The following is a 695-nucleotide window of genomic DNA, read 5'->3' as shown; positions in this document are numbered from 1 at the left end:
TGAAGGCTGCCTCGGCTTTTTTCGCGTCGGAACTCGACCCGAAACGTCGGAAATGATCCGGTTCATCGATAAATACCGGAATCGTTTCTCTGTCGAGTTCATTTGTAAGACGTTGAAGAATAACCGGGCTGGTGGGTTTATCACTTCGCGTGGTTATCGCCAGTCCAAGGCCCGTGGATTAAGTGCTCGTCGCCTTCGCGATGCTGTGCTGATCGACCGCATTAGAACTGTTCATCGGGATAATTACGGCGTCTACGGCGTGCGGAAAATGTGGCATGCTCTCCGCCGCGACGGAATTGATATCGGGCGTGAACAAACCGCCCGGCTGATGCGCTTGGCCGGTGTTTCTGGCAAAGGCAAAGGCGGATCACCTATCACAACCCGAAAAGCTAACGTGCCTGATCTGCGCCCGGACTTAGTCGAGCGTGAATTCAAAGCTTAAGGGCCCGAATAAACTGTGGGTGGCCGACATTACGTATGTGCGCACGAAGAAAGGCTTTGTGTACGCCGCGTTTGTCACCGACGTTTACTCTCGACGGATCGTCGGGTGGGCGTTATCAGATTCCATGCGCACCGAAGCACTGCCGTTGCAAGCTCTCAACCAGGCGATCGTGTGTGCTGAGGAAACAACAGGTCTCATTCACCATTCGGATCACGGATCGCAGTACGTCAGCGTGGTCTACAACGAGCGACTT

At 54.1% G+C, this 695-nt stretch carries 2 protein-coding genes; both read left to right on the top strand.

Annotated features, from left to right (window positions below; genetic code table 11):
* Positions 1-442, top strand: a 442-nt coding sequence (locus tag HMPREF3120_RS09025) for an IS3 family transposase (RefSeq protein WP_210384513.1), incomplete at its 5' end; no start/stop codon positions are given.
* Positions 426-695: DDE-type integrase/transposase/recombinase (locus tag HMPREF3120_RS12010; RefSeq protein WP_141739416.1), on the top strand; the 270-nt coding region annotated here is incomplete at its 3' end. The genes HMPREF3120_RS09025 and HMPREF3120_RS12010, both read left to right, overlap by 17 nt.

Source organism: Corynebacterium sp. HMSC11D10, from assembly GCF_001806995.1.
GTDB lineage: Bacteria > Actinomycetota > Actinomycetes > Mycobacteriales > Mycobacteriaceae > Corynebacterium > Corynebacterium coyleae.
This window is presented reverse-complemented; position numbering and strand designations above follow the sequence as displayed.